21 protein-coding genes and 2 tRNA genes are annotated in these 23,344 nt (G+C 55.3%); 15 read left to right on the top strand and 8 right to left on the bottom strand.

The window, feature by feature from the left end:
* Positions 1-28 precede the first annotated feature (28 nt).
* The gene (locus tag AACS24_RS19375; protein WP_108571702.1) at positions 29-613 is read right to left on the bottom strand and encodes a PilZ domain-containing protein; all 585 of its coding nucleotides are present in this window, start codon (positions 611-613) and stop codon (positions 29-31) included.
* Positions 614-716: 103 nt separating this feature from the next.
* Entirely contained in the window at positions 717-1,013 is a 297-nt protein-coding gene (gene yhbY, locus AACS24_RS19370) for a ribosome assembly RNA-binding protein YhbY (protein WP_033114153.1), read from the bottom strand.
* A gap of 97 nt (positions 1,014-1,110) precedes the next feature.
* On the opposite strand from yhbY, the gene rlmE reads away from it, so the two are divergent.
* The 15 genes from rlmE to pnp all read left to right on the top strand — a co-directional run bounded on the left by rlmE (position 1,111) and on the right by pnp (position 16,507).
* Positions 1,111-1,740, top strand: a complete 630-nt coding sequence (rlmE, locus tag AACS24_RS19365; RefSeq protein WP_033114154.1) for a 23S rRNA (uridine(2552)-2'-O)-methyltransferase RlmE — start codon at positions 1,111-1,113, stop codon at positions 1,738-1,740.
* A gap of 45 nt (positions 1,741-1,785) precedes the next feature.
* Entirely contained in the window at positions 1,786-3,732 is a 1,947-nt protein-coding gene (gene ftsH / locus AACS24_RS19360) for an ATP-dependent zinc metalloprotease FtsH (protein ID WP_033114155.1), read from the top strand.
* A 59-nt stretch (positions 3,733-3,791) separates the two neighbouring features.
* Positions 3,792-4,637, top strand: a complete 846-nt coding sequence (gene folP, locus AACS24_RS19355) for a dihydropteroate synthase (protein ID WP_108571701.1) — start codon at positions 3,792-3,794, stop codon at positions 4,635-4,637.
* 15 nt (positions 4,638-4,652) lie between these two features.
* Positions 4,653-5,987, top strand: a complete 1,335-nt coding sequence (gene glmM, locus AACS24_RS19350) for a phosphoglucosamine mutase (protein WP_108571700.1) — start codon at positions 4,653-4,655, stop codon at positions 5,985-5,987.
* Positions 5,988-6,118: 131 nt separating this feature from the next.
* The gene (gene tpiA / locus AACS24_RS19345) at positions 6,119-6,883 is read left to right on the top strand and encodes a triose-phosphate isomerase (protein ID WP_108571699.1); all 765 of its coding nucleotides are present in this window, start codon (positions 6,119-6,121) and stop codon (positions 6,881-6,883) included.
* Positions 6,884-7,210 (top strand): preprotein translocase subunit SecG, encoded by a 327-nt coding sequence (secG, locus tag AACS24_RS19340; RefSeq protein ID WP_108571698.1) that lies wholly within the window; start codon positions 6,884-6,886, stop codon positions 7,208-7,210. It abuts the gene before it with no gap.
* A gap of 7 nt (positions 7,211-7,217) precedes the next feature.
* Positions 7,218-7,302: transfer RNA gene (locus AACS24_RS19335), tRNA-Leu, on the top strand.
* Between the two features lie 91 nt (positions 7,303-7,393).
* Positions 7,394-7,470: transfer RNA gene (locus AACS24_RS19330), tRNA-Met, on the top strand.
* Between the two features lie 166 nt (positions 7,471-7,636).
* Positions 7,637-8,095 carry a ribosome maturation factor RimP gene (gene rimP, locus AACS24_RS19325; RefSeq protein WP_005343544.1) on the top strand — a complete coding sequence of 153 codons (459 nt, stop codon included), beginning with the start codon at positions 7,637-7,639 and terminating at the stop codon, positions 8,093-8,095.
* A gap of 14 nt (positions 8,096-8,109) precedes the next feature.
* Entirely contained in the window at positions 8,110-9,609 is a 1,500-nt protein-coding gene (gene nusA, locus AACS24_RS19320) for a transcription termination factor NusA (protein WP_041207982.1), read from the top strand.
* Positions 9,610-9,633: 24 nt separating this feature from the next.
* Positions 9,634-12,336, top strand: a complete 2,703-nt coding sequence (gene infB / locus AACS24_RS19315; protein ID WP_041207983.1) for a translation initiation factor IF-2 — start codon at positions 9,634-9,636, stop codon at positions 12,334-12,336.
* 55 nt (positions 12,337-12,391) lie between these two features.
* Positions 12,392-12,829, top strand: a complete 438-nt coding sequence (gene rbfA, locus AACS24_RS19310) for a 30S ribosome-binding factor RbfA (RefSeq protein WP_033114161.1) — start codon at positions 12,392-12,394, stop codon at positions 12,827-12,829.
* A 1-nt stretch (position 12,830) separates the two neighbouring features.
* On the top strand, positions 12,831-13,781 hold the full coding sequence (gene truB, locus AACS24_RS19305) for a tRNA pseudouridine(55) synthase TruB (RefSeq protein WP_108571697.1): 951 nt from the start codon (positions 12,831-12,833) through the stop codon (positions 13,779-13,781).
* 145 nt (positions 13,782-13,926) lie between these two features.
* Positions 13,927-14,196, top strand: coding sequence for a 30S ribosomal protein S15 (gene rpsO, locus AACS24_RS19300; protein WP_005338797.1), 270 nt, complete (start codon positions 13,927-13,929; stop codon positions 14,194-14,196).
* Positions 14,197-14,365: 169 nt separating this feature from the next.
* Positions 14,366-16,507, top strand: coding sequence for a polyribonucleotide nucleotidyltransferase (gene pnp, locus AACS24_RS19295; RefSeq protein ID WP_108571696.1), 2,142 nt, complete (start codon positions 14,366-14,368; stop codon positions 16,505-16,507).
* Positions 16,508-16,613: 106 nt separating this feature from the next.
* Here pnp and AACS24_RS19290 read toward each other — a convergent pair whose 3' ends face one another.
* The 6 genes from AACS24_RS19290 to AACS24_RS19265 are packed head-to-tail and all read right to left on the bottom strand — an operon-like array spanning position 16,614 to position 23,339.
* Positions 16,614-17,672, bottom strand: coding sequence for a protein-glutamate methylesterase/protein-glutamine glutaminase (locus AACS24_RS19290; RefSeq protein ID WP_108571695.1), 1,059 nt, complete (start codon positions 17,670-17,672; stop codon positions 16,614-16,616).
* On the bottom strand, positions 17,669-18,160 hold the full coding sequence (gene cheD, locus AACS24_RS19285; RefSeq protein WP_108571694.1) for a chemoreceptor glutamine deamidase CheD: 492 nt from the start codon (positions 18,158-18,160) through the stop codon (positions 17,669-17,671). Before cheD ends, AACS24_RS19290 begins: the two co-directional genes overlap by 4 nt.
* Positions 18,161-18,165: 5 nt before the next feature.
* Positions 18,166-18,969, bottom strand: a complete 804-nt coding sequence (locus AACS24_RS19280; protein ID WP_108571693.1) for a CheR family methyltransferase — start codon at positions 18,967-18,969, stop codon at positions 18,166-18,168.
* 57 nt (positions 18,970-19,026) lie between these two features.
* The gene (locus AACS24_RS19275) at positions 19,027-20,781 is read right to left on the bottom strand and encodes a methyl-accepting chemotaxis protein (RefSeq protein WP_108571692.1); all 1,755 of its coding nucleotides are present in this window, start codon (positions 20,779-20,781) and stop codon (positions 19,027-19,029) included.
* Positions 20,782-20,822: 41 nt separating this feature from the next.
* Positions 20,823-21,392 (bottom strand): chemotaxis protein CheW, encoded by a 570-nt coding sequence (locus AACS24_RS19270; RefSeq protein ID WP_042032153.1) that lies wholly within the window; start codon positions 21,390-21,392, stop codon positions 20,823-20,825.
* A gap of 12 nt (positions 21,393-21,404) precedes the next feature.
* Positions 21,405-23,339 carry a methyl-accepting chemotaxis protein gene (locus AACS24_RS19265; protein WP_108571691.1) on the bottom strand — a complete coding sequence of 645 codons (1,935 nt, stop codon included), beginning with the start codon at positions 23,337-23,339 and terminating at the stop codon, positions 21,405-21,407.
* Between the last annotated feature and the right edge of the window lie 5 nt (positions 23,340-23,344).

The raw sequence follows: 23,344 nt of genomic DNA, 5'->3' as shown, positions 1-23,344 counted from the left end.
AGGGGAGCGGGTGCTCCCCTGTTTCTCTTTACCCGGCCTGATAGGCCTCGGTAAAGGCATCCTGATGACGTTGAAACAACCAGTGGCGCAGGCGCTCTATGTCGCTTTCGCTCATCTGGAAGCTGATCGCCCAGGTGGTGCTGGTCGGGTTGGATTTGATTAACCTGACCAATCGTCCCTGAAGTGGCAGAGGTTCCTCCTCATCGAGACAGAGTTCGCCGTTGAGCTGTGTATCCGCCACCATGCCGAGAGGCATGTTCTCCACGATGAGTCCGTTGAGGGAGAGGCTGAGCACCTGATAGTGCCCCTGCTCGGTGCGCAACCGCGCTTTCTGGCTGAGGCGCCAGGCGCGAGGACGGGCGAACCCCAGCTCCCTGATCACCGGAGCGGATAGACGTGGCTCGATAAAGCCGTCTTCGCTTTGGGTAAAGGTGAGGGGAAAGCGTAGCTGGTGTCCTGCGAAGCGGGCTTCGAGTACGAGGTTGTCGGCTTTTTGCAGCAAGCCAAGCATGGGGCCGTCGAGGTGACCACTCAGGAGATGACTCTCCTGATTGCTCCCCAAGTCCCGCAGCATGGCCAGCTCATCGTCGGTTAGAATTTGATGGTGAGCCATAGCGCGTGTCCGGAAGTATTCATCGCAGGTTAAGGGGTTGGCGACTACTTTGGCAAGCGACTCGGGAAGAAGTGGAAGAAGGAAAGAGCAGCGCTCTTTCCTTTTATTTGCGGGGCAGCTGGATCTTGGGTTCGTTGGCCTGACGATAAATGGTCAGCACATGGCCCATGCTCTGTACTTTGACTGAACCGGTTTCACGGACGATGGCATCCATAACCAGTTGTTTCATCTCACGATCTTCAGACGCAACCTTAACCTTGATCAGCTCGTGATGGTTCAGTGCCAGATCGATCTCGGCCAGTACGCCTTCGGTCAGACCATGCTGACCCAGCAGGACGACAGGTTTGAGGCTGTGAGCAAGGCCCTTGAGGTACTGTTTCTGTTTGTTGTTGAGAATCATCGCAATTTCTTCATAAGTCAGGGTTGAAAGGGGCGTATTCTACCCCCACTTAGCCCTTAATACTAATAACCCTTGTGGTTTTTTAAAGTCGATTATCATGACCCAGAAAAAACATTCCCCCAGTTCAACCCGCTGGTTAAAAGAGCATTTTGACGATCAATACGTCAAAAAAGCCCAGAAGTTGGGACTGAGATCCCGTGCCGTGTTCAAGATCGACGAGATCCAGGGCAAGGACAAACTGCTCAAGCCGGGTATGACGGTGGTGGATCTGGGGGCGGCCCCGGGTGGCTGGTCCCAGTTTGCCATCGACCAGGTCGGTGACAAGGGGCGGGTGATCGCCTGCGATATTTTGCCGATGGATTCCATCGCCGGTGTCGATTTCCTTCAGGGAGACTTTCGGGAGGAAGCTGTACTGGGAGCGCTGCTGGAACGGGTCGGCCCGGACAAGGTGGATGTCGTCATGTCCGACATGGCGCCAAACATGAGCGGTACCCAGCAGGTGGATCAGGCACGTTCCATGTATCTGGTCGAACTGGCGCTGGACATGTGCAATCAGGTATTGCGTGGTGACGGCAGTTTCGTGGTGAAAGTGTTTCAGGGAGAGGGGTTTGATGCCTATCTCAATGAAATTCGTCAACTTTTTACCACTGTCAAGATTCGTAAACCAGACTCGTCCCGCGCTCGTTCACGGGAAGTCTACATTGTGGCTACCGGTTTTAAACTGTAGTACCCTAACCTTCATCGTTAACTGTCAGTCTGCGAGGTTACTGATTTGAGTGACATGGCGAAAAATTTAATCCTGTGGCTGGTCATCGCCGTCGTGTTGATGTCGGTGTTCAATAGCTTCAGCCCCAGCGATACCTCCAGTCGCCAGCTGGACTATTCCAGCTTCGTTAAAGAGGTGACCCAAGAGCAGATCCGTGAAGTGCGGATGGACGGTAAGGTCATTAATGGCGTCAAGCGTACTGGTGAGCGTTTCACCACCATCATTCCGGCGCCGGATCCCCAGCTCCTCAACGACATGCTCAATCACAACGTCAAGGTGATGGGCGAGAAGCCGGAAGAGCCGTCTTTGCTGACCTCTATCTTCATCTCCTGGTTCCCGATGCTGCTGCTGATCGGTGTCTGGGTCTTCTTCATGCGTCAGATGCAGGGCGGCGGTGGCAAAGGCGCCATGTCGTTTGGCAAGAGCAAGGCTCGCCTGATGAGTGAAGATCAGATCAAGACTACTTTTGCTGATGTCGCTGGTTGCGATGAAGCCAAGGAAGAGGTGAAGGAGCTGGTCGACTATCTGCGCGACCCGAGCAAATTCCAGAAACTGGGCGGCAAGATCCCGACCGGCGTACTGCTGGTTGGTCCTCCCGGTACCGGTAAAACCCTGCTGGCCAAGGCCATTGCGGGTGAGGCCAAGGTGCCTTTCTTCACCATTTCGGGTTCCGATTTCGTGGAGATGTTCGTGGGTGTCGGTGCCTCCCGGGTACGCGACATGTTCGAGCAGGCCAAGAAATCCTCCCCTTGCATCATCTTCATTGATGAAATTGATGCGGTCGGTCGCCAGCGTGGTGCCGGTCTGGGCGGTGGGCACGATGAGCGTGAGCAGACTCTGAACCAGATGCTGGTCGAGATGGATGGCTTTGAGGGCAACGAAGGCATTATCGTTATCGCTGCTACCAACCGTCCTGACGTACTGGATCCGGCATTGCTGCGTCCTGGCCGTTTCGACCGTCAGGTTGTGGTGGGTCTGCCGGATGTCCGTGGCCGCGAACAGATCCTGAAAGTGCACATGCGCAAAGTGCCGCTGGCGGATGACGTCAACCCGGCTCTGATTGCTCGTGGTACCCCCGGTTTCTCCGGTGCGGATTTGGCCAATCTGGTCAACGAAGCAGCCCTCTTCTCTGCCCGTGAGAGCCGCCGAGTGGTCTCCATGGCCGAGTTCGAGAAGGCAAAGGACAAGATCATGATGGGCGCAGAACGTCGCTCCATGGTGATGAAAGAGTCCGAGAAAGAGATGACTGCCTATCACGAAGCCGGTCACGCCATCATTGGTCGTCTGGTTCCGGATCATGACCCGGTTTACAAGGTTTCCATCATTCCGCGTGGTCGTGCGCTGGGTGTGACCATGTATCTGCCGGAGCAGGATCGCTGGAGCCACTCCAAGCAGCACCTGGAGTCGATGATTTCCAGTCTGTATGGTGGTCGTCTGGCAGAGGAGCTGATCTACGGTGCCGAGAAGGTCTCCACCGGTGCTTCCAACGACATCGAGCGGGCAACAGACATTGCACGCAAGATGGTGACTCAGTGGGGTATGTCCGAGCGTCTCGGCCCAATGCTCTACGCGGAAGAAGATGGTGAAGTGTTCCTCGGTCGCAGCATGGCCAAGGCCAAGCACATGTCCGACGATACCGCTCGCGTCATCGATGCCGAGGTCAAGCAGGTCATCGACCGCAACTACGCCCGTTCCAAGCAGATCCTTTTGGACAACATGGACGTGTTGCACAGCATGAAAGATGCGCTGATGAAGTACGAGACCATCGACGCCAAACAGATCGATGATCTGATGGCTCGTCGCGAGGTACGCGCTCCGAGCAACTGGCATGACGAGCACGGAGATACCCCGCAAGGTGGTTCTACCGTGGCTGCCGAGGCCAAGCCAGCCGATGAGGCTGCACCGGTGGTGGATGTCACTATCGACAAAGCCAACGACGCTCCGGCCAAATAATCGTGACTCTCCAAACCCCGGGCTTGCCCGGGGTTTTTCTTTATCAGATGGATGTGAACATGCAGTTAACCAGCAAGGGGCTCAGCCTCTCTCTCGATCGTCCCCATGTGATGGGGATCCTCAATGTGACGCCCGACTCCTTCTCCGATGGCGGTAGTTTCAACCAGTTTGAACGGGCAATAGCCCATGCGCGGCAAATGGTCTCGGATGGCGCAACCCTCATCGACATCGGTGGCGAGTCTACCCGCCCAGGTGCGCCAGATGTGAGCGAGCAGGAGGAGCTGGACAGGGTCATTCCTGTTGTGGCGCAGATTGCCCGTGAGCTGGACGTGATGATCTCTCTCGATACCTCCAAAGCGGCTGTGATGCGGGAGGGTTGCAAGGCGGGTGCACATCTGATCAACGATGTGAGGGCGCTGCTGGAGCCGGGAGCGCTTGATGCTGCCGCTGAAGCATGCGTTCCGGTTTGCTTGATGCATATGCAGGGGCAGCCGAGAACCATGCAGGTCGAGCCGCACTATGACGACCTGGTGGGGGAGGTGAGAGCCTTTTTTGACGAACGGATCGCAGCCTGCCTGGCCGCCGGAATAGCCCGTGAGCAGCTGCTGCTGGATCCGGGATACGGTTTTGGCAAGACGCTGGCACACAACTATCAGCTCCTGGCCGCCCAGGGAGAGTTGCTTGACTACGGTCTTCCGCTCTTGGTGGGAATGTCGCGAAAGTCTATGATAGGCAACCTGCTGAACCGCCCTGTGGGTGAACGTCTGGCTGGCAGTCTGGCTTGTGCCCTTATCGGCATGCAGCACGGAGCCAGGATCATCAGGGTTCACGATGTGCGGGAGACCATGGATACGTTGCGAGTCGGCTGGCAGGCCATGACGGGACAAGATTTTATTTCCAGATAATAAAGAGAACAGACAATGGCAAGAAAGTATTTCGGCACAGATGGTGTGCGCGGCAAAGTCGGCGAATATCCCATTACTCCTGATTTTGTAATGAAGCTGGGCTGGGCCGCGGGTAAGGTGCTCTCCAAGAAGGGCACCAAAAAGGTGCTGATTGGCAAAGACACCCGAATCTCTGGCTATATGCTGGAATCAGCGCTGGAAGCGGGTCTCTCTGCCGCCGGTCTCAAGGCCATACTGATGGGCCCCATGCCAACTCCGGCCGTTGCCTACCTGACCCGCACCTTCCGTGCCGAGGCCGGCATCGTTATCAGCGCCTCGCACAACCCCTTCTATGACAACGGCATCAAGTTCTTCTCAGCCGACGGCACCAAACTGCCTGACGAAGTCGAGATGGCCATTGAGGCTGAGCTTGATCACGAGCTCAAGTGCGTTGAATCTGCCGAGCTCGGTAAAGCGCTGCGTATCGATGATGCCGCTGGCCGCTATATCGAGTTCTGCAAGAGCACCTTCCCTTCCAATATGAATCTGGACGGGTTGAAGATGGTGGTCGATTGTGGTCATGGGGCAACCTACCATATCGCGCCTTCAGTGTTCCGCGAGTTGGGGGCCGAGGTGATCACCATGGGCTGCTCTCCGGATGGCCTCAATATCAACGATGGCGTTGGCTCGACTGCCCCCGAGGCACTGGTTGCCAAGGTGCTGGAGTGCAAGGCGGATCTCGGCGTGGCATTCGATGGTGACGGCGATCGCCTGATCATTGTGGATCACACCGGCTACCTGATCGACGGTGACGAGATCCTCTATATCATCGCGCGGGACGCCTTGCGCAACGGTCGTCTCAAGGGCGGTGTCGTCGGCACCCTGATGGCCAACATGGGTCTGGAACTGGCGTTGCAAACCCTGGGTATCCCGTTTGCCCGTGCCAAGGTGGGCGACCGCTACGTGCTGGAGATGATGGAAGAGAAGGGCTGGCGTATCGGTGGTGAGAATTCCGGCCACATTATCTGTCTGGATCAGACCACCACAGGTGATGGCATCGTGGCCGCCCTGCAGGTGCTCACCGCCATGCGCAGTGCCGAGATGCCGCTGGCCAAGCTGCGCTCCGGCATGAGCAAGTTCCCGCAGGTACTGGTGAATGTCCGTTTTGCCGAAGGCAAGGATCCGCTGGCTGCAGAAGCGGTCAAGCAGGAGGTCGCCAAGGTTGAACAGGAACTGGGCGGTCGTGGCCGCGTGTTGTTGCGTAAATCCGGTACCGAGCCCCTGATCCGGGTTATGGTGGAAGGGGAGCACGAGCAACAGGTGCGTGATATGGCTCAGCGCATTGCCGATCAGGTCGAATCGGCGTTTTAATGAGCGCCCAGGGCGGCTTTTTAGCCGCCTTGGTTGTATCTTGTTCAATCGATTCAAAAAAATGAAAATAGCACTTGTCAGCTGACAATCCTCTGGATATTATCAGCCCCGCTTTCGCAAGGGAGTTGCCGATGGGACATCGCAAGCCGTTTGTAGCAGCCAACTGGAAGTTGCACGGTAGTAGGTCGCAATTAGAGCAGTTTACGAGTCAGTGCCTGAAAGGTGTTGATGGTGATGTAGATCTTGTTCTGTGCCCATCCCATGTGCATCTCGACTTTGCCACTTCACTGCTCAGCGAGCAGAAAGTGATAGGGTTGGGGGCTCAGAATGTGAGTCAGCACGAAACGGGCGCTTACACGGGGGAGGTCTCGTGTGAGATGCTGGTTGAGGCAGGGTGTCGATACGTCTTAGTAGGGCACTCCGAGCGCAGGCGTCTCTTTGGTGAGACCAGCTTTATCGTCGCAGAGAAGTTTGCGGCAGCCAGAGCGGCAGGTCTGATTCCCATCCTCTGTTTGGGTGAGTCAGGTGCTGCAAGGCAAGCGAGAAGAACCTTCGAGGTGATCGCAGAAGAGCTGGATATCGTCATAGAGAAAAATGGCGCGATGGCTTTCGATAATGCTATCATCGCCTACGAGCCGATTTGGGCTGTAGGTACAGGTAAATGCGCCACACCCGAGCAGGCACAAGAGGTTCATTCCTTTATTCGTGGTCGCTTGGCGGAGGATACTCCGGTAATAGGTGAGAAGATCAGAATCATCTATGGTGGGAGCGTGACGCCGACCAATGCGAGAGATTTGTTTGCCCAACCCGACGTAGATGGCGGTTTGATTGGCAGAGCGAGTCTCGATAGCGATGCGTTTTTAGGAATTGTTGAAGCGGCAAAGGGTGCAAGTTAAATGTACGAAATTCTTTTGGTCGTTTATCTGCTGGTGTCACTGGCTCTGATTGGTCTGGTGATGATTCAGCAAGGTAAAGGGGCTGATATGGGCGCCTCCTTCGGCGCAGGGGCATCGAACACAGTATTCGGCTCCAGTGGTTCAGGCAGTTTCCTGACCCGAACAACAGCGATTTTGGCTGCTCTGTTTTTCGTAATCAGCCTGGTGCTCGGCTCTATGTCCAGCAACAAGGTTAAACAGGGTAGTGAATGGGAAAATCTGCAACAAACCCAACAGGTTGAGCAGACTAAAGCGCCAGTAAAGAAAGATACTGACGTTCCCGAGTAAGAGTTTTGCCGTGGTGGTGGAATTGGTAGACACGCTATCTTGAGGGGGTAGTGCTCTAGGGTGTGCGGGTTCGAGTCCCGCCCACGGCACCAGTTAAGCAGTGACCCGGGTAACCGGGATGTTATAGCCAAGTCAGTCTTGTATAGAAAGAATGAAGTGGCTATAATCTCGCACGATTTCGGACGCGGGGTGGAGCAGCATGGTAGCTCGTCGGGCTCATAACCCGAAGGTCGTCGGTTCAAATCCGGCCCCCGCAACCAAATTTCACGCATTTCCTACGCTCAGGAAGGCGGTCGCTGCGAGGCGACAATCAGGGTAAAGCGCCAAGCCCCGATTTGACATCGGGGCTTTTTGTTATGTGCGATTTACTCTGAATCGATCTCTATCTGGGCTTTATGCCCTTTTTTTGTTTTTCGGAGGGTGACTTTGGCTACGTTGGAACAACGTTTGACCGATCTGCTCGAGGCTCCGGTCGTTGCCTTGGGTTTTGAACTTTGGGGTATTGAGTTTATCCGTGCGGGTAAACACTCCACCTTGCGCGTCTATATCGACGGCGAGCAGGGCGTGACCGTTGAGAACTGTGCTGAGGTTAGCCATCAGGTTGGCGCCATTATGGACGTAGAAGATCCCATCACCGAGGAGTATTACCTCGAGGTATCTTCCCCGGGTCTGGATCGCCCCCTGTTCAAGGTTGCCCAGTTCGAAAAATACGTTGGCCAAGAGGCGGCGGTAACGCTTCGGATGGCAACAAACAACCGCCGCAAGTTCAAAGGCGTAATCAAAGCCGTGCAGGGCGATATGATCACTCTGACGGTAGATGGTAAGGACGAAGTGTTGGCTTTCACCAATATCCAAAAAGCGAACATAGTGCCGAACTTTGGTTAACGAGGCTATCGGATATGAATAAAGAGATTTTGCTGGTCGTTGACGCAGTATCCAACGAGAAAGCTGTACCCCGCGAGAAGATCTTCCAGGCTCTGGAGACTGCGCTGGCGACTGCGACCAAGAAGAAATATGAAGGCGAGATTGAAGTGCGCGTTGAAATCGATCGCAAGACCGGTGACTACGACACCTATCGCCGCTGGGTGGTGATTGCGGATCAAGCCGCAATGGAGAACCCTTACGCCGAGATCACTCTGGAAGCAGCCCAAATCGAGCAGCCGGAGATCCAGATCGGTGAGTACGTTGAAGACCAGATCGATTCCGTCACCTTCGACCGTATTACTACCCAGACTGCCAAGCAGGTTATCGTGCAGAAAGTGCGCGAAGCCGAGCGTTCACAAGTCGTTGACCAGTTCAAGGACAAAGAAGGCACCATCATCAGCGGCGTGGTCAAGAAGAGCAACCGCGATAACGTGATCCTGGATCTGGGCAGCAATGCCGAGGCCGTGATCTTCCGCGACGACATGCTGCCGCGTGAAACCTTCCGTCCGGGTGACCGCGTTCGCGGCCTGCTGTATGCAGTACGTCCGGAAGCCCGTGGTTCCCAGCTGTTCGTCAGCCGCTCCAGCCCTGACTTCCTGAAAGAGCTGTTCCGCATCGAAGTACCGGAAATCGGTGAAGAGATGATCGAAATCATGGGCGCTGCCCGTGATCCGGGTTCCCGCGCCAAGATTGCGGTGAAGACCAACGATCGTCGTATTGACCCGATCGGTGCCTGTATCGGTATGCGTGGCGCCCGTGTGCAAGCTGTCTCCGCCGAGTTGAGCGGTGAGCGTGCCGACATCGTGCTGTACGATGACAACCCGGCCCAGTACGTGATCAATGCCATGGCGCCTGCTGATGTGGCCTCCATCATCGTTGATGAAGACAACCACACCATGGATATCGCCGTGGAAGCCGCCAACCTGGCTCAGGCCATCGGTCGCAACGGTCAGAACGTACGTCTGGCCTCCCAGCTGACCGGTTGGGAGCTGAACGTGATGACCGTTGAGGACATGCGTGCCAAGCACCAGGCCGAAAACGACCGCATCATGAACCTGTTCACCAGCACCCTGGATATCGACGACGATTTCGCCGGTCTGCTGATGGAAGAGGGCTTCTCCACTCTGGAAGAGATCGCCTTCGTTCCGGTCAATGAACTGCTGGCTATCGACGGTCTGGATGAAGACATGGTCGAAGAGCTGCGCAAGCGTGCCAAAGATGCACTGACCACCAAGGCACTGGCCAAAGAGGAGTCCTTCGATGGCGTCGAGCCCTCTGAAGATCTGCTCAATCTGAACGGTTTGAGTCGCGAACTGGCTTACGCCATGGCCGGTCGTGGTGTTGGTACCTTGGAAGATTTGGCTGAGCAAGGCATTGATGACCTTGCTGGTATTGAAGGGCTGACTGCCGAGAAGGCTGGTGAGCTCATTATGGCTGCTCGCAATATCTGTTGGTTCGGAGAAGAGCAGTCTTAAGTAAGATCAAACGGAGGAAAATGAATGGCAGAAGTATCAGTCAAACAACTTGCCACTGACATCGACACACCGGTTGATCGTCTTCTCCAGCAATTTGTCGATGCCGGTATCAGCAAGAGCAAGGCCGACGACATGGTTAGCGAGTCTGAAAAGCAGACTCTGCTGGCACACTTGAAGAAACAGCATGGTGGTGACGAGGTTGCCGCTCCTGCTCGCATGACTTTACAACGCAAGACCAAAAGCACCATCAGTGTGCAGGGTACTGGCGGCAAGAACAAAGAAGTGCAGGTAGAAGTACGCAAATCTCGCACCTATGTAAGACGTTCGGCGCTGGAAGAAGAACAGCGTCAGGCGGAAGCCGAGGAAACAGCGCGTTTGGAAGCAGAAGCAAAAGCTCGTCGCGAGGCCGAAGACAAGGCCCGTCTCGAAGCGGAAGAGAAGGCTCGCCGTGAGGCTGAGCAGGCTCGTCGTGAAGCTGAGGAAAAGGCGCGAATCGAGGCACAACAAAAGGCTCGACAGGCTCAACAGCCCGCCAAAGCAGCCAGTAGCACAGCTCAGCAAGAGGCAGAAAAGATGGCCAAGCGCGAAGCAGAAGAACTGAAGCGCCAACAGGAACAGACAGCTTTGCAAAAAGCTGAAGAGCTCGCCGCCAAGAAAGCCGAAGAGGCTCGTGTCATGGCAGAGCAGAATGCAGCCCGCTGGGCTGAAGAAGAAGCAGCCCGCGCCAAAGAGAGCAGCGACTACCATGTGACCACCTCCAAGCACGCCCAGGCTGCTGAAGATGAGCTGGATCGCAAGGAAGAGAGCAGCCGTCGTACTGCCGCTGCCGCCAAAGGTCCGAAGAAAGTTGGCCGTCGCGACGATGATCGCAACGACCGCAACTCCCGTGATCCGCGCGCTCGCAAGGGCAAGCGTGGCAAGGTTGCTACCCCGAACGCCATGAAGCACGGATTCAACAAGCCTGCTGCTGCCGTCAACCGTGACGTCATCATCGGCGAGACCATCACCGTGGCCGAGTTGGCCAACAAGATGGCAGTCAAGGGTGTTGAAGTCATCAAGGCGATGATGAAGATGGGCGCCATGGCCACCATCAACCAGGTGATCGACCAGGAGACCGCTCAGCTGGTCGCCGAGGAGATGGGTCACAAGGTTGTGCTGCGTCGCGAGAACGAGCTGGAAGAGGCGGTACTGTCCGATCGTGACGAGACCTCTGAAGCCAAGCCGCGCGCGCCGGTCGTGACCATCATGGGTCACGTTGACCACGGCAAGACCTCGCTGCTGGACTACATCCGTAAGGCCAAGGTTGCTGCTGGCGAAGCCGGTGGTATTACCCAGCACATCGGTGCTTACCACGTTCAGACCGACAGCGGCATGATCACCTTCCTGGATACTCCGGGTCACGCGGCGTTTACTTCCATGCGTGCTCGTGGTGCCAAGGCGACCGACATCGTTGTTCTGGTTGTTGCTGCTGACGACGGCGTGATGCCGCAGACCATCGAAGCTATCCAGCACGCCAAGGCTGCCGGTGTGCCGCTGGTTGTTGCGGTCAACAAGATCGACAAGCCGGAAGCAGATCCGGATCGCGTCAAGACCGAGCTGGCTCGTTACAACGTCATGTCCGAAGATTGGGGTGGAGACTGCCAGTTCGTGCACGTTTCTGCCAAGTCCGGCCAGGGCATCGACGACCTGCTGGAAGCCATTCTGATCCAGGCCGAAGTGCTGGAGCTGAAAGCCGTGGTCGACGGCATGGCCAACGGTGTGGTCATCGAATCCTTCCTCGACAAAGGCCGTGGTCCGGTTGCGACCGTGCTGGTTCAGGAAGGTACTCTGCGTCAGGGCGACATCGTTCTGTGTGGTCTCGAATACGGTCGTGTCCGTGCCATGCGTGACGAACTGGGCCGCGAAATCAAGGAAGCGGGTCCGTCCCTGCCGGTGGAAATCCTGGGTCTGTCCGGCGTTCCGTCTGCCGGTGACGAAGCAACTGTGGTTCGTGACGAGAAGAAAGCCCGCGAAGTGGCTCTCTATCGTCAGGGCAAGTTCCGCGAAGTCAAACTGGCTCGCCAGCAGAAGGCCAAGCTGGAGAACATGTTCTCCAACATGACCGAAGGCGAAGTCTCCGAAGTGAACGTGGTGATCAAGGCCGACGTACAGGGTTCTGTGGAAGCGATCTGCGATGCGCTGGTCAAGCTCTCCACCGATGAAGTGAAGGTGAAGATCGTGGGTTCCGGCGTAGGTGGTATCACCGAAACCGACGCGACTCTGGCTGCTGCATCCAGCGCCATCCTGGTTGGCTTCAACGTCCGTGCCGATGCTTCTGCTCGCAAGGTTATCGAAGCCGAGAGCCTGGATCTGCGTTACTACTCCGTCATCTATGACCTGATCGACGAAGTGAAGCAGGCCATGAGCGGCAAGCTGGCTCCCGAGTATCGTCAGGAGATCATCGGTCTGGCCGAAGTGCGCAGCGTCTTCAAATCACCGAAGTTTGGCGCAGTTGCCGGCTGTATGGTTACCGAAGGTGTGGTCAAGCGCTCCAACCGTATTCGCGTTCTGCGCGACAACGTGGTTATCTATGAAGGCGAGCTGGAATCCCTGCGTCGCTTCAAGGATGACGTCAACGAAGTCAAGAACGGCTACGAGTGTGGTATCGCGGTCAAGAACTACAACGACGTACGCGAAGGCGACCAGATCGAAGTTTACGAGACCGTTGAAATCCAACGGACTCTGTAAGCCGAGAGTCAGACAAAATAGGGGGCCATGGCCCCCTTTTATCGCAGGATAGAATATGGCCAGAGAATTCAGCCGGACCCGTCGGGTCGGACAGCAGATCCAGCGTGAAATCGCGCTGATCCTGCAGCGTGAGGTGAAAGACCCGCGCATCGGCATGGTGACCGTTTCCGATGTGGAAGTGTCCCGTGACCTTAACTACGCCAAGATTTATGTCACCTTCTTGCAGCTGGAAAATGATGCCGAGCGCATCAGTGAAGGGCTCAAGGCGTTGACCGAAGCGGCTGGTTACATCCGTAGCCTGCTGGGCAGTGCCATGCGTCTGCGCGTGGTGCCCGAGCTGCGCTTTTTCTATGATCAGACGCTGGTTGAGGGGATGCGTCTCTCCAACCTGGTGACCAATACCATCCGTGAAGACAAGCGCCGCATGGCGGAGTCAGGTCGTGACGAAGAGTCCGACGTGGCTGCGGATGATAACGCTGAGGATAAAGGCTGAGATGACTCGAAGACGTCGTTTCAAGGGCCGTGATGTTCACGGCATTCTGCTGCTGGACAAACCGACCGGCCTGACCTCCAACGATGTGTTGCAGAAGGTCAAGCGTATCTATAACGCCGCCAAGGCCGGTCATACCGGTGCGCTGGATCCGCTGGCGACCGGCATGCTGCCGATCTGCCTCGGCGAGGCCACCAAGTTTTCCCAGTATCTGCTGGATGCCGACAAGCGTTACGAAGTGACGGCCAAACTGGGTGAGCGCACCAACACCAGCGATTCCGATGGTGAAGTGGTTGCGACCCGTCCGGTCAATGTGGCTGTGGGTACCCTGATCGAGGCGCTGGACCAGTTCCGCGGCCCAATCATGCAGGTGCCGTCCATGTATTCCGCGCTCAAGCACAACGGCCGTCCGCTCTACGAGTATGCCCGCGAGGGGATCGAGATTGAGCGTGAAGCCCGTCCCATCACCATTTTCGAGCTGAAACTGATCAGCTTTGAAGGGGACGAGGTGAAGCTGGAAGTGCACTGCAGCAAGGGTACCTACATTCGCTCTCTGGTCGATGATCTGGGCGAGGTACTGGGCTGCGGTGCTCACGTCACCCAGCTGCGCCGCACTCAGGTAGCCAGCTATCCCTATGAGCGGATGCTGACTCTGGAGCAGCTCGAATGCATCTTCGAGCAGGCCAAGAACGAGGCCATTCCGCCGCGCGAAGTGCTCGATCCGCTGCTTCTGCCGATGGATACCGCCGTGGCATCCCTGCCCGAGGTGAACATGCTGGCGGTAGTCGCCGCCTATGTGAATCAGGGTCAGGCGGTGCAGGTACCGGGGGCACCGGCCAGCGGTCAGGTTCGCATGACAGTCGGCCCGGAGCGCGAGTTCATCGGTGTCGGCGAGATTGATGATGATGGCCGTGTCGCGCCCAAGCGACTGGTGCGTTATCACGACGAGGAGTGATCCTCTGGCGGTATAGGACATCTCTTTCCCGTTTCGCCTCTTTATCGTTGCGAAAAGGGACGGGGACGATTATTATACCGCCCTCATTTCACGGCTGAATTAGAGATTGGCTGTGAACCTTTAAACACTCTACTGGAGTATTACCATGTCTCTAAATGCTGAGATCAAAGCTCAAATCGTTGCTGACAACGCTCGTTGCGCCAACGACACTGGCTCCCCCGAAGTGCAAGTTGCCCTGCTGACTGCCCAGATCAACCATCTGCAAGGTCACTTCAAGGAGCACTCCAAGGATCACCACGGTCGTCGCGGTCTGCTGCGCATGGTTTCCCAGCGTCGTAAGCTGCTGGACTACCTGAAGCGTAAAGATTCCGAGCGTTATGCTGCTCTGATCGCCAAGCTGGGTCTGCGTCGTTAATCGACCATCAGATTTCGCGAAAAAGGGGAACCTCCGGGTTCCCCTTTTTTATTGCTCTTCGCAGGTTGTCGCCGCCCTCACAGAATTCGCGTCGCCGCTTACCTTTTGCATCGAATCAAGTATACTTGTGCGCGAATTTAAAGAGCCAAATTGTAAAAAGGAAATTCACGTGAATCCTATTGTAAAGTCATTCCAGTACGGTCAACACACCGTCACTCTGGAAACCGGTGTGATGGCCCGTCAAGCCACTGCGGCCGTTATGGTCAGCATGGACGATACCTGCGTATTTGTGACCGTCGTCGGCAAGAAAGAGGCCGATCACGGCCGTGATTTCTTCCCGCTGACCGTCAACTACCAGGAGCGTACCTATGCTGCTGGTCGTATCCCGGGTGGTTTCTTCCGTCGTGAAGGCCGCCCGAGCGAAGGCGAGACCCTCATCTCCCGTCTGATCGACCGTCCTATTCGTCCGCTGTTCCCGGAAGGCTTCCTCAATGAGGTTCAGGTCGTTGCGACCGTGATGTCCGTGAATCCGGCCGTATCCCCCGACATCGTTGCCATGATCGGCGCCTCTGCTGCGCTGGCCATCTCCGGTATCCCGTTTGGCGGCCCGATTGGTGCTGCTCGCGTGGGTTACATGAACGGTCAGTACGTACTGAACCCGACCACCACCGAACTGCCGCAGAGCGATTTGGATCTGGTGGTTGCCGGTACTGCCAACGCGGTACTGATGGTTGAATCCGAAGCGGCCATCCTCTCCGAAGAGGTGATGCTGGGCGCCGTGGTATTTGGTCATGACCAGATGCAGAACGTGATCAATGCGATCAACGAGTTTGCCGCTGCCGTCGGCACCAAGCCGTGGGACTGGACTCCGCCTGCCGTCAACGAAGCACTGAAAGCCAAGGTTGCCGAGCTGGCGACCGCCGAGCTGGGTGAAGCCTACCGCATCACCGAGAAGGCTGTTCGTTACGAAACCATCGCTGCCATCAAGGGCCGTGTGGTTGAGCAGGTGATCGCTTCCGGTGTGGAAGAAGATGCCAAGAAGATCGGTGAAGAGTTCCACAGCCTGGAAAGCCGCATCGTTCGTGGTCGTGTCGTACGTGGCGAGCCGCGTATCGATGGTCGCGATCCCGAGATGATCCGTGCCCTGTCCGTTGCTACCGGCGTTCTGCCGCGTGCTCACGGTTCTGCCCTGTTCACCCGTGGTGAAACTCAGGCCATGGTCGTTGCGACCCTGGGTACCGAGCGTGATGCCCAGAACATCGACGAGCTGACCGGCAACCGAGCTGATCGCTTCATGCTGCACTACAACTTCCCGCCATACTGCGTCGGTGAGACCGGCATGATGGGTAGCCCGAAGCGTCGTGAAATCGGTCACGGCCGTCTGGCCAAGCGCGGTGTTGCTGCTGTGATGCCGAGCGCTGACGAGTTCCCGTACGTGGTTCGTGTGGTTTCTGAAATCACCGAATCCAACGGTTCTTCCTCCATGGCCTCCGTGTGTGGCTCCTCTCTGGCGCTGATGGACGCGGGTGTGCCGATCAAGGCCTCCGTTGCCGGTATCGCCATGGGGCTGGTGAAGGAAGAAGAAGGTTTCGTCGTGCTGTCCGACATCCTGGGTGACGAAGATCACCTGGGCGACATGGACTTCAAGGTTGCCGGTACCACCGAAGGTGTGACCGCACTGCAGATGGACATCAAGATCGAAGGCATCACCAAAGAGATCATGGAGATTGCCCTGAAGCAAGCTCGTGGTGCTCGCCTGCACATCCTGAAAGTGATGGACGAAGCCATCCAGGCTCCCCGTGCAGAGATCTCCGATTTCGCCCCGCGCATCCACACCATCAAGATCAACCCAGAGAAGATCAAGGACGTTATCGGTAAAGGTGGCTCCGTGATCCGTGCTCTGACCGAAGAGACCGGCACCAACATCGAGCTGGATGATGACGGTACTGTCCGCATCGCCGCCGTTGACGGTGACGCTGCCAAAGAAGCGATCCGCCGTATCGAGGCCATCACCGCCGAGATCGAAGTGAACCGCATCTATGAAGGCAAGGTTGTTCGTCTGGCCGACTTCGGCGCTTTCGTCAACATCCTGCCGGGCAAGGATGGTCTGGTTCACATCTCTCAGATCACCGACGCTCGCGTGCAGAACGTGGCCGACTACCTGAAGATCGGTGACGTGGTGAAGGTGAAGGTACTGGAAGTGGACCGTCAGGGCCGCGTACGTCTCTCCATCAAGGAAGCGAACGCGCCGGCTGAAGCAGCTCCGGCTGCCGATGCTCCGGTTGCTGCTGAAGCACCTGCTGCAGAGTAATCTGCTTGCCTGAAACCGGGCTGATTCCGGTTGCAGTAAACAGTCCGGCTCCCCTTGGGGAGCCGGATTTTTTTATGGGCAATGGCGGAGATCCCGGTCAAAGGAGTTATCTGCCGAGGATGGCATGATGCATCTCCTGCAGAGGAAGTACATGGCGGGCTGCCGAGAGTTTGATCGCCTCCTTGGGCATTCCAAAGACAACGCAAGAGGCTTCATCTTGGGCATAGGTGTTGGCACCAGCTTCCAGCATTTCGCGCAATCCTCGGGCACCATCATCCCCCATGCCGGTCATGATGATGCCGGTGGCGTTCTTGCCGGCATATTTGGCCACGGAGCGAAACAACACATCTACCGAGGGGCGATGACGGTTGATAAGAGGGCCATCGACTACTTCGACGTGGTAATAAGCTCCGCTGCGCTTGAGCATCATGTGTTTGCCGCCCGGCGCGATCAGCGCCAGTCCCGGGATTACCCTGTCATTGTTTTTGGCTTCTCTTACCTCTATTTGACACACCCCGTTGAGACGTTCGGCAAACATGGCGGTAAATTTTTCCGGCATGTGCTGCACGATCACGATGCCGGGACTGACCCGGGGGAGGGCGGTTAGGACAGCTTCCAGCGCCTGGGTGCCCCCCGTGGAGGTGCCGATTGCGATGAGCCGCTCGGTGGTTTGTGCCATGGCGTGTTGGTTGGGGGACAACATGACATCGGCATTCAGTTTGGGATTGGTCGTGCGGGGCGCCGGTTTGCCGAGCCGCTTGATATTGGCTTGCGCAGCGGCTCGTACAGCCATAGCCAGATCATGGGCTGACTCCTGCAAGAAACTCTTTATCCCCATGGTTGGTTTGGTGATGATATCGACCGCTCCGGCCGCCATTGCCTGCAGGGTGGTTTCAGCCCCTTGTTCGGTCAGAGATGAGCAGATAACCACAGGAGTTGGATGCTCTGCCATGATCTTGGTAAGAAAGGTGATGCCATCCATTCGTGGCATTTCCACATCGAGGATGATGACATCGGGCCACTCTTTCTTCAGCTTGTCCTGGGCAAAAATCGGGTCTGAGGCTGTTGCGATAACCTTGATATCTGGCTCCTGCTCCAACACTGCTTGCAAGACCTGTCTGACCACGGCGGAATCATCCACCAGCATGACCCGGATCTGTTTCATTCTCGCGACTCCCGTTGATGTGGCAGACGATGATGGCGCAGCCAGACACTACCGCTATTGAGCTCGAAAATCAGACTCCGGTGGCCATAGTGGCCAAGATGATGAGCCTTGATATCAAGTCCCAGGTGTTTGGTCAGCTGCCAGGCTGCCTGAATATTTCTGGTGGCGACATTGTTGTCACTCTGGATGTACTCTGGTGCGTCAAACATGTTGCCCCCTCCAAACAACTTCACCTCGTACTCCTGAATGGGGGCGGGATACTGGGCAATCGCCTTTAGCAGCAGGGTGATGGCCTCATCGGCATAGCGTCCATCCAGCTCGGTGGTGGGGGCTCCCCGGGTTGGCAACATGTAATGGCACATACCGCCCTGTTTCTGCTCCGGATGCCACAAGGTGATGGCCACGCAGGAGCCAAGGAAGGTTTTTATGTGCACATCTTCCTTGCCAAAGAAGAGCTCACCCGGCTGCAGGATCACCTCCCGTACCATGCTGGTTATCTCTTCTGGTAGATTGAGGGAGAGACAAGCTGCAAACCATGCGGCAAGCCGTGCAGGCTTTCTGCATGGCTGACCAGCAGATAGCCGCCATGTTTCAGCTTGGGAACCAACCGTTGCAACACTTGTGCTTTGGTCTCCTTGTTGAAGTAGATCATGACATTACGGATGAAGATGACGTCAAACATGCCAATGTCGGGCAGTTCCTGATTGAGGTTGATCTGCATGAAGCGGACTTTTTCCCGCAACTTGCGATCGATGATGAAGATGCCCTCCTGCAGGCCGATTCCCTTGAGGCAGTATTTCATCAAAAAAGAGAGCGGTATGTTATGGGCGCGTTCTATTGGATAGCGCCCGCTCATCGCCTGCTCAAGCACCCGTGATGAGATATCCGAGGCCAAGATCTCCCAGCCGAGTGTGTTCCGCTTCTCTGCCAAGGTCATGGCAAGGCTGTATGGCTCTTCACCAGAGGAGCTGGCAGCACTCCAGATCCTCAATGTGCGATCTGCCGGTATGTGTGTTAGAACCTGTTGGGTCAGAAAATCAAAATGTTTGGGTTCTCTGAAGAAGTAGGTTTCATTGGTTGTGAGCAGATCGAGAGCCAGTTGCAGTTCGCCACTCCTGTCGGCCATGATGAACTGAAAATAATCGTCATAACTTTCCAGCCCGTAGTGACATACCCGCTTTGCCAGCCGACTGGCGACCAGCGCTTTTTTGGCAGGGGACATATCAATCCCCGCCGTCTGATGCAGCCAGCGTTGGAAACGGGAAAATTCGTCATCATGCAGCTGGATTTGGTACAAGTGCCTATGCCTCCACCAGAGATATTCAGAAGAGAGGCAATGCCTCTCTTTTCATGGTTAAAACCGGACGAAATCAGAATCATTGAGTGGACGCGATTGACCGGCTAATCGCTCCTGGTTTTTGTTATTCCCCTCGGTACCGAAATGCCCTTTGGTATTGTGATGCGGAGACTTGCCGTTGGCTTTGTTCTCTTTGTGTGGTTCCTCCAGAGTGAAGAACTCCATGGCAAGTTGTAGTTGTTCTGCCTGAGTGCTCATCTCCTCCGCCGTTGCCGCCAGCTCTTCGCTACAGGATGCATTTTGCTGGGTAACCTGGCTGAGCTGGTTCATGGCGAGGTTGATCTGGCTGACGCCGGTTGATTGCTCAGTGGATGCTGCACTGATCTCCTGAACAAGATCCGATGTTTTGTTGATAGAGGGCACCATTTGATCCAGAAGGTGCCCAGCTTTCTCTGCCATATCCACGCTGCTGGATGCGAGTTCGCCAATCTCTTGTGCCGCGATCTGGCTGCGCTCGGCCAGCTTGCGTACTTCAGCTGCTACCACGGCAAAGCCTTTGCCATGATCTCCTGCCCGGGCGGCCTCTATTGCCGCATTGAGCGCCAGCAAGTTGGTTTGATAGGCGATGTCGTCGATGATGCCAATCCGTTTGGCTATCTGCTTCATGGCATCGACGGTGAGTTTGACGGCCTCACCGCCCTCTATCGCCTCTTTCGCGGCCTTGCTGGCCATGCCATCGGTGATTTGGGCGTTATCGGTGTTCTGGTTGATGCTGGCACTCATCTGCTCTATTGATGCGCTGGTCTCCTCCATGCTGGCTGCTTGTTCACTACTCGACTGGCTGATGGATTGAGCTGTTGCACTAACCTGTTCTGCTGCACTGGATAAGTTATCCGAGGCACTTCTCACCTCTGTCACTATATTGGTCAGGGAGGCAATGGTCTTGTTGAGTGCATCCTTGGTGGTACCGAATATGCCGGGGTAATCGGCTTCAATGTGCTGGGTCAGGTCTCCTTTGGCCAGAGACTGGACTATCCGGATGACATCGCTCAGCGTACTGTCGATCACTTCGGCAATCTGGTTTATCCCTTCCCCCATCGCTTGGAAAAAACCGCTCTTTCCTGCGAGATCCATACGGTGGTGCAGTTCGCCGTTGATGACAGCTTGAACGAGATCAGACATCTCTCTTTCTATAGTCACCTCTTTGGTTCTGTCTGCCCACTCGACAACGGCACCAAGTCGTTCGCCATTGTCATTGAAGACCGGATTGGCGATCAGAGAGAAGGTTCTTCCCCCCAGCTTGATTTGGGTACGATAGGTGCTGCTCAATTTTGCCAGCATGGCGCGCTGATGACCGGGATGCTTGTGAAAGCTATCAATATTTGCCCCCATCAGCTGGTTGGCGTTGAAGCTGTATAGTTCCTTTTTGATATCCCCTTCCGCCGTATTGAGCATCTCGGTCACGGCTTCGTTCATGTAGATGATGTCGAAATTGGTATCGGCGATCATCACATTGGTTGTGGCGCAGTCGAGCGCTTTGCGAACCAGCCGGTTTTCATGGAGGAGGATCTGATTGTTATTAAGCTCCTCCCTGTAGCTCTCCAGCTTGTCGTTCATCAGAGTGACAAGTTCATTGATGCTGTGGCCGGTCTCTAGTAATGCGCCATTAAAACCGGAGAGATCGAGGGGGCTGGGCGGTGTATCTTCGATTAATGCTTGCTGGATCTGTTTCATAGATGTCAGTAGCCGAGTCTGCTGGTGGGCTTCTGCTGTAGCGTTGCCGAAGAGTTTGCCAAAGAGTGATTGAGTCATGAGCGTGTCCTTTTGCTGCATGTCATGGTGTAGATACCGGTTCAGGAAAGTTGCAGATTACTCTGCGGTAAACGAGCCTGCGGCTGGGTTATTTCGTTGAGCTGGGCCATCTCCTCCAGTGACAGGACTTTTTCGGTGTCGATCAGAATGACGAACTTGCCATTCACCTTGCCCATTCCGCTGATGAAGTCAGCCCTGATTTTTGCACCAAAACTGGGGGGCGGTTCGATGTCGGATGGGGGGATGCCTAGTACTTCAGATACTGAATCGACTACAACACCGATATCATGACCAGCCGGCTCATCGCCTTGCTGCGGCATTCCTTCAATGATGACTATGCAACTTCTGCGTGTAATGTTTGAGGGGGCGCAGCCAAAACGGGCACTCAGATCCACGACAGATACCACAGATCCCCTCAGATTGATCACCCCGCGTATAAAGCTTGGCATCATGGGAATTGGAGTAATGTTGCCGTATTCGATGATCTCTTTGACGCCCAAAATATTGATGGCAAACATCTCGTTGTTAATAAGAAATGTCAGGTACTGGGCGTCGCCTGATTGTTCGTTCAATGTTGCCGGCGGCAGCGTGATATTGGTTGAACTGTTCATGCGGTCCTCCGGTTAAAAGTGAATAAAATCAGCTTCATTCAGGGATGAAGATGGGGGCTGATGTGGCGGAATAGCCCGTTGTGGTGGGGCAATAAAGCTTCCTCTGGGGGGAGATACTTTATGGTTTTTATGGCTCTGCTCATACTGACTGACACTGGTTTGCGGATTTTTCTCCAGCGAGAAAAAGGACATGGTCTGCTGCAGTTCACTTGCTTGTGAGCTCATCTCTTCCGCTGTGGCTGCCAACTCTTCGCTGCTGGCCGCATTTTGCTGTGTTACCTGATTAAGTTGACTCATTGCCAGACTGATTTGGTTGGCTGCGCTGGCTTGTTCAGAGGAAGCCGCATTAATTTCCTGAACCAGATCGGATGTTTTGCGGATCGAGGGGACAATTTTTTCCAGCAAACTGCCAGCACATTCAGCCTTGCTGACGCTGTCGGAAGATAGCTCACCAATCTCCTGCGCGGCGACCTGGCTGCGTTCAGCCAGTTTTCGAACTTCAGCCGCGACCACAGCAAAACCTTTACCATGTTCTCCGGCGCGGGCAGCTTCGATGGCGGCGTTCAGTGCCAGAAGGTTAGTTTGGTAGGCAATATCATCGATAATGCTGACTTTCTTGGCTATTTGCTGCATGGCTGCCACGGTTTGCTGAACAGAGCGTCCACCTTCGGTTGCCTCTTTTACCGAGTTGCTGGCCATGCTGTCGGTGATTTTGGCATTCTCAGTGTTCTGATTGATGCTGGCACTCATTTGCTCAATGGATGCACTTGTCTCCTCGACGCTGGCTGCTTGTTCGCTGGTTGCCTGGCTTAATGCCTGTGCTGTGTTGCTCACCTGGTTGGATGCATTGGTGAGGTTATCTGCGGCGTTGCGCACCTCTTCAATAATGTGTGTCAGTGCCACTATGGTTTGGTTCAAGCCATCTTTTGTCTGACCAAAAATCCCGGGGTAGGGCTCGTCAATACGTTGTGTCAGGTCTCCCTTGGAGAGAGAGGTTGCAATGCGCATCACATCCTCAAGGCTGGTATCCGTGACATGAGATAACCGGTTCAATAGTTCTGATACACGCTTGATATAACCTTGGCGGTTTTCCAGTGTAATTTTATGGCTGAAGTCCCCATCTTCCACGGCTGCTGTCACCAGCGTTTCAATATCTGTAATCAGGGCACCGAGAGTCTTGACCATGTTATCCATGGCTAGCAGCAACTGGCCTGCTTCGTCATTTGACTCAATTTTTATCGATACATCGAGGTTGCCTGCCGCGAGACTATTGGCAACATTCAAGGCTTGTTCAATGGGGGTGATAATACTTTTTATCAGCATGGTGCCGAACCAAGCTGCGATAACCATGCCTGCAATGATGACGGATGCCATTGTAATCAGCATGTTGTGGTACCAGGACTGAGCGGCAGCGTATTCAGATTTGGCTACGCTCAGCTGCAAGGTAACCAGTTCAGTTATTTTATTGCCTATCGGATCGATGGATTCGTAGAGCGCGCCATCGAAATTGTTGAGCATGCCGGGGATCATCCCATGTTGCGTAGCCAGAAATTTTTCCAGTTTGCCAATGTCCCTATTGGCTGCGCTAAACAGGTTAATGGCTTCGGAGGATAAACGTTGTTCCTCACTGGTGAGCGTGGTGGATTGGTAATTCTGCCAGACCTGTTTGATCTCTTGTTGAGCTTGCTCTATCTGGGTAAGCGCCTCTTCTGCCGTGATGAGGCCTGCATTGGCTTTATTGATGTTGTCGATGATGGATACGGCGTAGCGATCAGAGATGGTTTTCAGTTGCTTGAGTGGAACCACCCGGTCGTTGTATACCCGTTGCAACCCTGTATTGCTGCTCTGCATATTATATAGGCCAAGGCTGCCAACTCCGAGCAGAAGTGTGCAAAGCAGGCAAAGCAGAACAATGAGGCGTAATTTTATGGTGGAGTTTTTAAACATATGTG

Origin of the sequence: Aeromonas sp. HMWF016 (assembly GCF_963878195.1) — a bacterium.
GTDB classification, from domain to species: Bacteria; Pseudomonadota; Gammaproteobacteria; order Enterobacterales; family Aeromonadaceae; genus Aeromonas; species Aeromonas lacus.
The sequence above is the reverse complement of the archived record's forward strand: the minus strand, read 5'-3'. Positions and strand labels throughout refer to the sequence as shown.

What these genes read in the sequence shown, in the direction of transcription:
- rlmE (WP_033114154.1), top strand. Translation starts at nt 1,111, where the DNA reads ATGACCCAGAAAAAACATTCCCCCAGTTCAACCCGCTGGTTAAAAGAG.
- cheD (WP_108571694.1), bottom strand. Translation starts at nt 18,160, where the DNA reads ATGGTACGGGAGGTGATCCTGCAGCCGGGTGAGCTCTTCTTTGGCAAG.
- tpiA (WP_108571699.1), top strand. Translation starts at nt 6,119, where the DNA reads ATGGGACATCGCAAGCCGTTTGTAGCAGCCAACTGGAAGTTGCACGGT.
- folP (WP_108571701.1), top strand. Translation starts at nt 3,792, where the DNA reads ATGCAGTTAACCAGCAAGGGGCTCAGCCTCTCTCTCGATCGTCCCCAT.
- AACS24_RS19265 (WP_108571691.1), bottom strand. Translation starts at nt 23,339, where the DNA reads ATGTTTAAAAACTCCACCATAAAATTACGCCTCATTGTTCTGCTTTGC.
- AACS24_RS19290 (WP_108571695.1), bottom strand. Translation starts at nt 17,672, where the DNA reads ATGAAACAGATCCGGGTCATGCTGGTGGATGATTCCGCCGTGGTCAGA.
- nusA (WP_041207982.1), top strand. Translation starts at nt 8,110, where the DNA reads ATGAATAAAGAGATTTTGCTGGTCGTTGACGCAGTATCCAACGAGAAA.
- truB (WP_108571697.1), top strand. Translation starts at nt 12,831, where the DNA reads ATGACTCGAAGACGTCGTTTCAAGGGCCGTGATGTTCACGGCATTCTG.
- rpsO (WP_005338797.1), top strand. Translation starts at nt 13,927, where the DNA reads ATGTCTCTAAATGCTGAGATCAAAGCTCAAATCGTTGCTGACAACGCT.
- glmM (WP_108571700.1), top strand. Translation starts at nt 4,653, where the DNA reads ATGGCAAGAAAGTATTTCGGCACAGATGGTGTGCGCGGCAAAGTCGGC.
- AACS24_RS19375 (WP_108571702.1), bottom strand. Translation starts at nt 613, where the DNA reads ATGGCTCACCATCAAATTCTAACCGACGATGAGCTGGCCATGCTGCGG.
- rbfA (WP_033114161.1), top strand. Translation starts at nt 12,392, where the DNA reads ATGGCCAGAGAATTCAGCCGGACCCGTCGGGTCGGACAGCAGATCCAG.
- AACS24_RS19270 (WP_042032153.1), bottom strand. Translation starts at nt 21,392, where the DNA reads ATGAACAGTTCAACCAATATCACGCTGCCGCCGGCAACATTGAACGAA.
- infB (WP_041207983.1), top strand. Translation starts at nt 9,634, where the DNA reads ATGGCAGAAGTATCAGTCAAACAACTTGCCACTGACATCGACACACCG.
- AACS24_RS19275 (WP_108571692.1), bottom strand. Translation starts at nt 20,781, where the DNA reads ATGACTCAATCACTCTTTGGCAAACTCTTCGGCAACGCTACAGCAGAA.
- secG (WP_108571698.1), top strand. Translation starts at nt 6,884, where the DNA reads ATGTACGAAATTCTTTTGGTCGTTTATCTGCTGGTGTCACTGGCTCTG.
- yhbY (WP_033114153.1), bottom strand. Translation starts at nt 1,013, where the DNA reads ATGATTCTCAACAACAAACAGAAACAGTACCTCAAGGGCCTTGCTCAC.